Raw genomic sequence first — 7,437 nt, 5'->3', positions numbered from 1 at the left:
CTCGATGTTGTATCCGCGGGCGGAGAACAACGCGACGACGCGCGACAGCGCGCCCGGTTCGTTCTCGAGCAACAAGGCAATGATGTGTTTCATGGTCGTTGGAGCGCGCTCTTCAGCCCGGCGGCGGTAACCGACGGTCCTTGGCCACGCTGTGTCGATGATGGAAAGTTGAAACCCTCGATGGCCGAAGCGGCGATCGCGCATTCCACCGGCGGTCGACGGCGCGCGGTAACGCGCCGCCCTGGCCGGTGTTCAGCGCGTCACAGGTCTTCGGACCCCAGCAGCATCTCGCTGATGCCCTTGCCGGCCTGGACCATCGGCCAGACGTTCTCGGTCGGATCGGTGCGAATGTCGAGGAACACCGTCCGGTCCTTCAGCCGGATGGCCTCGCGCAGCGCCGGCTCCACGTCAGACGGCTTCTCGACCAGCAGGCCGACATGGCCATAGGCCTCGGCCAGCTTGACGAAATTGGGCAGCGCGTCCATGTAGCTGTGCGAGTAGCGGCCGCCGTAGTCGAGTTCCTGCCACTGCCGCACCATGCCGAGGTAGCGGTTGTTCAGCGACACGATCTTGACCGGCGTCTTGTACTGCAGGCAGGTCGACAGCTCCTGGATGCACATCTGGATCGAGCCTTCGCCGGTGATGCAGAACACATCCGCATCGGGCTTCGCGAGCTTGATGCCCATCGCGTACGGCAGCCCGACGCCCATCGTGCCCAGGCCGCCGGAATTGATCCAGCGGCGCGGCTCGTCGAACCGGTAGAACTGCGCGGCCCACATCTGGTGCTGGCCGACATCGGACGTGATGTAGGTGTCGCGATCCTTCGTCAGCTCCCAGAGCTTCTCGACGACGGACTGCGGCTTGATGACCTCGGTGCTGTGCTTGTACGACAGGCAGTCGCGCTTGCGCCACTCGTTGATCTGGGTCCACCAGGCCGACAGCGCCGGCGCGTCGGGACGGGCCTGGCCCTCGCGGATCTGGGCGATCAGCTCCTGCAGCACGTCCTTCACGTCGCCGACGATCGGGATGTCGACCTTGACGCGCTTCGAGATCGACGACGGATCGATGTCGATGTGGACGATCTTGCGCTCGACCGACGCGAAGTGCTTCGGGTTGCCGATGACGCGGTCGTCGAAGCGCGCACCGACGGCCAGCAGGACGTCGCAGTTCTGCATCGTCATGTTGGCTTCGTAGGTGCCGTGCATGCCGAGCATRCCGAGGAACTTCGGGTCGCTGGACGGGAACGAGCCCAGCCCCATCAGCGTGTTGGTGACCGGGTAGCCGAGCAGGTTGACCAGCTCGCGCAGTTCGGCCGACGCACTGCCCAGCACCACGCCGCCGCCGGTGTAGATATAAGGCCGCCTGGCCGCCAGCAGCAGTTGCACCGCCTTGCGGATCTGCCCGCCATGGCCCTTGCGGACCGGGTTGTACGAGCGCATCTCGACGCTCTGCGGGTAGTGGAACGGGGTCGTCTTCTGCGACACGTCCTTCGGGATGTCGACCACGACCGGGCCGGGACGGCCGGTGCGGGCGATGTGGAACGCCTTCTTGAGCGTCATCGCGAGGTCGCGCACGTCCTTCACGAGGAAGTTGTGCTTGACGATCGGCCGGGTGATGCCGACGGTGTCGCATTCCTGGAAGGCATCGAGGCCGATCGCCGGCGTCGGAACCTGCCCGGTGATGATCACCATCGGAATCGAATCCATGTAGGCGGGCGCGATGCCGGTGATGGCATTCGTGACGCCCGGCCCCGAGGTGACCAGCGCGACGCCGACATTGCCGGTGGCGCGGGCATAGCCGTCGGCCGCATGGACCGCCGCCTGTTCATGGCGGACCAGCACGTGCTCGATGGTGTCCTGCTTGTACAGCGCGTCGTAGATGTAGAGGACGGCGCCGCCAGGGTAGCCCCAAAGGAACTTGACGTTCTCGGCCTGGAGGCAGCGGACGAGGATTTCGGAGCCGTTCGGCTCGGCGGAGGGAGAGGAAGGGTGCGGTTGTGCCGAAGCGGCACGCTTGATTTCCGCGGCAGACATGTCCATGWTGAACCTTTGTGAATTTCTCTRACGAAAAACCATCGGTGCACCTTTCCCAGCCCTCGTGAGGCGGGTGTGGTACCTGCGCGGCCAGAAACTGCAACGCCCGCGGTCGGGCAGCTGAGTCAAGACCGAATGTTGTGCAACGGGCGATTATGGCACCGGTTTGCAGCGATCTCCGGCGAAAGGGACGCCCGGCCGGGTAGCGGTGAGATAATCCGCCCCGTTTTGGCAGGCTGCCCGGCCCGAGGCGCACCCCCCTTGGCATCTGAAAAAGAACTCTCCGATTTCCTCAAGAGCGTCGAGAAGCGTGCCTTCAAGCGCGCGGTGTACGCCGTGCGGGATGACGATGCGGCCCTCGACATCGTCCAGGATTCGATGATCCGGCTGGCCGAGAAATACTTCGACCGCCCTGCCGAGGAATTGCCGCTGGTGTTCCAGCGCATCCTGTCGAATGCGACGATGGACTGGTTCCGGCGCCAGAAGGTGCGCAATGCCGTCGTGCGGAATTTTTCCGAGTTCGAATCCGCCAGCGACGACGGGGATTTCGATTTGCTGGAAACTCTGGCGGTCCAGGACGACTCCACCGCCACTGAAAGCGCTGCCGATTCGGTGTCCCGGGCCCAGATCCTGCTGGCGATCGAAGCGCAGGTGGCCCAGCTTCCGACGCGTCAACGGGAAGCCTTTCTGCTGCGTTACTGGGAGGAACTCGATGTTGCCGAGACGGCCGCCGTGATGGGGTGCTCGGAAGGAAGCGTGAAGACCCATTGCTCGCGTGCCGTGCATGCGCTGGCCAACGCCCTCAAGTCGAAGGGGATCCAACTATGAACAGCCGCCAAAATTCCGCACCGCGCACCGCCGCCGAACTGGACGCCCTCCAGACCCGCTTCGCCCTTCGCCTGTCCGCCCGCCTGACCGAGCAATCCCAGGCCGTCTCCCCCGACATCTCCGAACGCCTGCGCTTCGCGCGCGAGCAGGCGCTCGAGCGTGCCCGCACGAAGCTGGTGGCCGAGACGGCCGGCTCGGTCTCCCGTTCCGGCCCGTCGCTTGCCCTGCTGGGCGGCTGGGGCGTCAAGATCGCCTCGGTGCTGCCGCTGGTCGTGCTGGCCGCCGGCCTGATCCTGATCCAGCGCTGGCACAGCAGCTCGCAGATTTCGGCCGCAGCTGAAATCGACGCCAGCTTGCTGTCCGACGACGTGCCGCCGGACGCCTACAGCGATCCCGGCTTCGTGGAATTCCTGAAGACCCCTCGCGATTGATCGGGGCGCTCGTGACTCGACGCCTCGACAAAGACCATGCCGCACCCGCGCTGCGCAGCCGCTTCGTGCCGCTGCTGGCCGGTGCGCTGCTGGCCTGCGCAGGCTTGGCGTGGTCGCAGCAAGCGCCCGCCGGAAACGGAAGCGGCCCCGCCTGGTCGACGCTGACGCCGGCGCAGCAGCACGCGCTGCGCCCGCTGGAGCGGGACTGGGCCGGCATCGATGCCCCACGCCGCCGCAAGTGGGTCGAGATCTCGGAGCGCTTCGCCACGCTGCCGCCGGCCGAGCAGGCACGCGTGCAGTCGCGGATGGCCGAGTGGGCCAAGCTGACGCCGAAGGAGCGCGCCGAGGCCCGGCTGAACTTCAAGGAAGCCCAGCAGGTCGCGCCGCAGGACCGCAAGTCCCAGTGGGAAGCCTACAAGGCCCTGCCGCCCGACCAGCGCAAGCAGCTGGCCGAACGCGCCGAGCACAAGCCCGCACCGGCCAAGGGCAACAAGGAACCTGACGGCAACGCATCCGACGCGAAGTCGAGCATCGTGCCGAACACCGCCTATGCCGCCCGCCCGAAGGCCGTGGCCCCCACCGTCGCGCAGGCGCAGCCGGGCGCGACGACCAACCTGATCTCCAAGCGCCCGACCCCGCCGACCCACCAGCAAACCGGCCTGCCGAAGATCGCGACGGCACCCGGGCTCGTCGACAGCGCCACCCTGCTGCCCAAGCGCGGACCGCAGGCCGCGGCGACCCGCTCGGTCCCCGCGTCGGCGCCTGCCAGCGGCAAGCCCCACCGATGAGTTCAACGCCGGCGCTGGCCGACGCGCCGCTGCGCGCGCCCAGCCTGAAGCGCCGCATGGCCTGCTTCGTCTACGAAGCGCTGATCCTGTTCGGCATCGGGCTGATCCCCGGCGCGATCGGCGCCCTCTTCGTCGCCGTCAGCGGCCGCGAGCACGGCGTGGAACTGCGCTACATCGCCTTCATCATCTACGGCCTGTACTTCACCTGGTTCTGGTCGCGCCGCGGCCAGACGCTGCCGATGCAGACCTGGCGCATCCGCGTCGTCACGGCCGACGGTGCGCCGCTCACAGCGTGGCGGGCGCTGGCCCGCTACCTCGCCAGCTGGGCCTGGATCGCGCCGGCCTGGGCCCTCGCGCGCCTGAACGGCTGGGCCGGCAAGGACCTGTTCGCGGCGATCGGCGTCGGCATCGCCGCCTATGCGCTGCTCGCGCTGCTGCACCCGCAGCGTCAGTTCTGGCACGACGCGCTGTGTGGCACCCGGCTGGTCGACGCACCGCCCTCGCCTCCTCCGGCCCGCCCGGCCTGACGCGCATCGGGCCGTCATCGGCTCAGGGCACAATCGCGGCCCATGACGAATCCCTACAAAGGACGCACCGGTCTGGAACGCGTGATCCGCGCCACCGGCTACTCCATCGAAGGCCTGAAAACGGCCTACCACGGCGAGAGCGCCTTCCGCCAGGAAACCTGGCTCGCCGTCTTCCTGCTGCCCGCCGCACTGTGGCTCGGCCGCACCTGGATCGAGACCGCGCTGCTGGCCGGATCGGTGCTGCTGGTGCTGATCGTCGAGCTGCTGAATTCCGGCATCGAGGCGGTGGTCGACCGGGTGTCGTTCGAGCTGCACGACCTCTCCAAGCGCGCCAAGGACCTGGCGAGCGCCGCCGTGTTCCTGTCGCTGATGCTGTGCGGCGGCATCTGGCTGGCCGCGCTGTGGCACCGCTTCATGCCATGAGCCCGACCCCGACCTCCCCCGCGACACCGTTCTCGGTCTGCGTCTACTGCGGATCGCGCACCGGCAACGACCCCGCGTACGAGGCTGCGGCCCGCCGCGTCGGCACGCTGATCGGCGAGCGCGGCTGGCGCCTGGTGTACGGCGGCGGCCGCGCCGGGCTGATGGGCGTGGTGGCCGAGGCAACGCTGGCTGCCGGCGGCACGGCGGTCGGCGTGATCCCGCATGCGCTGATGTCGCGCGAGCTGGGCCACGCCGGGCTGACCGAGCTGCACGTGGTCGACACGATGCACCAACGCAAGCAGATGATGGCCGAGCGCGCCGACGCCTTCCTCGCCTTGCCGGGCGGCATCGGCACCTTCGAGGAGCTGTTCGAGGTCTGGACCTGGCGCCAGCTCGGCTACCACGACCAGCCGATCGGCCTGCTCAACACGGCCGGCTACTACGACGACCTGCTGGCTTTCCTGGGCAAGACGGTGGAGCGCGGCTTCCTGTCGACGGCGCAGATGGACCTGCTGCAGGTGTCGGACGATGCGCCCACGCTGCTGGACCGCCTGGCCACGCTGGCCGGCGGCGCGCACCAGCCGGACGACTACACCGCGATCTGACCCCGCCATGAAGAAGGCCCGCACGCGGCGGGCCCTGTCTTGGTGCAGCGGGGGTTCAGACCGCCGCTTCGTCCGTCTCGCCGGTGCGGATGCGCACCACCTGCTCGACGGCCGTCACGAAGATCTTGCCGTCGCCGATCTTGCCGGTCTTGGCGGCCTTGACGATCGCATCGATGCAGCGGTCGACATCGCCATCCTTGACCACGACCTCCACCTTCACCTTCGGCAGGAAGTCGACGACGTACTCGGCGCCCCGGTACAGCTCGGTGTGCCCCTTCTGGCGGCCGAAACCCTTGACCTCGGTCACCGTCAGGCCGGTCACGCCGACATCGGCCAAGGCTTCGCGGACTTCCTCGAGCTTGAATGGCTTCACGATCGCGGTGATCTGTTTCATGTCGGTCTCCGGAGGGATGGAATCGACATAGTTTAAGCGCGGAACCTCGATGTGATGGGGTATCGCCAATCACGCCCGAACGCCCGATGGGTGATGCGGATGCCCACCGGCGACTGGCGGCGCTTGTACTCGTTGATCTTGATGAGCCGCGTGACCCGCTCGACGTCGGCCGCATCGAAGCCGGCCGCGACGATCTGCTCGATGCCCTGGTCGTCTTCCATGTAGCGCTGCAGGATCGCGTCGAGCACCTCGTAGGGCGGCAGGCTGTCCTGATCCTTCTGGTCGGGGCGCAGTTCGGCCGACGGCGGCCGCGTGATGATGCGCTGGGGAATCACCTCGCGGCCCTGTGCGTTCTTCCAGTTCGCGAGGCGGTAGACCAGCGTCTTCGCGACATCCTTGATCACCGCGAAGCCGCCCGCCATGTCGCCGTACAGCGTGCAGTAGCCGGTCGCCATCTCGCTCTTGTTGCCGGTGGTCAGCACGATCGAGCCGAACTTGTTCGACAAGGCCATCAGCAGCGTGCCGCGCACGCGCGCCTGGATGTTCTCCTCGGTCGCATCCTCGGCGCGGCCGGCGAACTCGGTGGCAAGGCTGGCGCGGAACGCCTCGAACATCGGCACGATCGAGATCTCGTCATAGCGCACCGACAGCCGCTCGGCCATGTCGCGCGCGTCGATCCACGAGATGTCGGCGGTGTACGGCGACGGCATCATCACCGCGCGCACCTTGTCGGCACCGAGCGCATCGACGGCGACCGCCAGCACCAGCGCCGAATCGATGCCGCCGCTGAGCCCGATCAGCACGCCCGGGAATCCGTTCTTGCCGACGTAGTCGCGCACGCCGGTGACGAGCGCGGCCCAGGCCTGTGCCTCCAGCGTGGGCACCGGCGCGATCGCGCCGGTCGGCCGGCCGGCCTCGAAATCCACCAGCGTGAGCGCCTCCTCGAACATCGGCGCACGTGCCGCGACGCGGCCCTGCGCATCGAGCGCGAACGACGCGCCGTCGAACACCACCTCGTCCTGCCCGCCGCTCAGGTGCGAATACAGCAGCGGCATGCCGGTGGCGCGCACCAGCGCCGCCATGCGCGCCTCGCGCTCCTCGAGCTTGCCGAGGTGGAACGGCGACGCGTTCAGCACGCACAGCACGTCGGCACCGGCGGCCTTCGCCCGCTGCGCCGGCTCGTCGAACCAGGCGTCCTCGCAGATGTTGATCCCGAAGCGCAAGCCGTCGACCTCGAACACCACCGGCTCGAGCCCGGCATCGCGGCCCGATGCGAAATAGCGGCGTTCGTCGAACACCTGGTAGTTGGGCAGCTCGCGCTTGCAATACGTGGCGACGACGCGTCCCCCGGTCAGCACCGAGGCCGCATTGAAGCGCTGCTGCACGGCCTGCGACTTCGACCTAACAT

General features: G+C 67.8%; 10 protein-coding genes. 6 read left to right on the top strand and 4 right to left on the bottom strand.

The window, feature by feature from the left end; genetic code table 11:
* Nucleotides 1-93, bottom strand: a 93-nt coding sequence (locus tag AC1D12_RS18965) for an ACT domain-containing protein (RefSeq protein WP_477842204.1), incomplete at its 3' end; no start/stop codon positions are given.
* Between the two features lie 167 nt (nucleotides 94-260).
* Nucleotides 261-2,039 carry an acetolactate synthase 3 catalytic subunit gene (locus AC1D12_RS18960; RefSeq protein WP_477842202.1) on the bottom strand — a complete coding sequence of 593 codons (1,779 nt, stop codon included), beginning with the start codon at nucleotides 2,037-2,039 and terminating at the stop codon, nucleotides 261-263.
* A 255-nt stretch (nucleotides 2,040-2,294) separates the two neighbouring features.
* On the opposite strand from AC1D12_RS18960, the gene AC1D12_RS18955 reads away from it, so the two are divergent.
* From AC1D12_RS18955 to AC1D12_RS18930, 6 genes are read left to right on the top strand one after another with little or no spacing between them, the layout of a single operon-like run.
* Complete coding sequence (locus AC1D12_RS18955; protein WP_465112487.1) at nucleotides 2,295-2,861, top strand: RNA polymerase sigma factor; 567 nt, start codon at nucleotides 2,295-2,297, stop codon at nucleotides 2,859-2,861.
* Nucleotides 2,858-3,292, top strand: a complete 435-nt coding sequence (locus tag AC1D12_RS18950; protein WP_465112486.1) for a DUF3619 family protein — start codon at nucleotides 2,858-2,860, stop codon at nucleotides 3,290-3,292. Before AC1D12_RS18955 ends, AC1D12_RS18950 begins: the two co-directional genes overlap by 4 nt.
* 11 nt (nucleotides 3,293-3,303) lie before the next feature.
* A complete protein-coding gene (locus AC1D12_RS18945) occupies nucleotides 3,304-4,080 on the top strand; it encodes a DUF3106 domain-containing protein (RefSeq protein ID WP_156155152.1) in 777 nt (258 codons plus the stop codon).
* On the top strand, nucleotides 4,077-4,607 hold the full coding sequence (locus AC1D12_RS18940) for an RDD family protein (protein WP_465112485.1): 531 nt from the start codon (nucleotides 4,077-4,079) through the stop codon (nucleotides 4,605-4,607). The genes AC1D12_RS18945 and AC1D12_RS18940 overlap by 4 nt, the downstream gene beginning before the upstream one ends.
* A 42-nt stretch (nucleotides 4,608-4,649) precedes the next feature.
* On the top strand, nucleotides 4,650-5,030 hold the full coding sequence (locus tag AC1D12_RS18935; RefSeq protein ID WP_047511825.1) for a diacylglycerol kinase: 381 nt from the start codon (nucleotides 4,650-4,652) through the stop codon (nucleotides 5,028-5,030).
* Nucleotides 5,027-5,635, top strand: coding sequence for an LOG family protein (locus AC1D12_RS18930; RefSeq protein WP_477828079.1), 609 nt, complete (start codon nucleotides 5,027-5,029; stop codon nucleotides 5,633-5,635). The genes AC1D12_RS18935 and AC1D12_RS18930 overlap by 4 nt, the downstream gene beginning before the upstream one ends.
* Before the next feature lie 55 nt (nucleotides 5,636-5,690).
* On the opposite strand, the gene AC1D12_RS18925 is transcribed toward AC1D12_RS18930, so the two are convergent.
* Together AC1D12_RS18925 and AC1D12_RS18920 are read right to left on the bottom strand one after the other, a co-directional pair.
* Entirely contained in the window at nucleotides 5,691-6,029 is a 339-nt protein-coding gene (locus tag AC1D12_RS18925; RefSeq protein ID WP_047511820.1) for a P-II family nitrogen regulator, read from the bottom strand.
* A gap of 32 nt (nucleotides 6,030-6,061) precedes the next feature.
* The coding region (locus AC1D12_RS18920) for an NAD+ synthase (protein WP_477842199.1) at nucleotides 6,062-7,437 on the bottom strand (1,376 nt) is incomplete at its 5' end.

This window comes from Rhizobacter sp. P1_G5 (assembly GCF_056405435.1).
The sequence above is the reverse complement of the archived record's forward strand: the minus strand, read 5'-3'. Positions and strand labels throughout refer to the sequence as shown.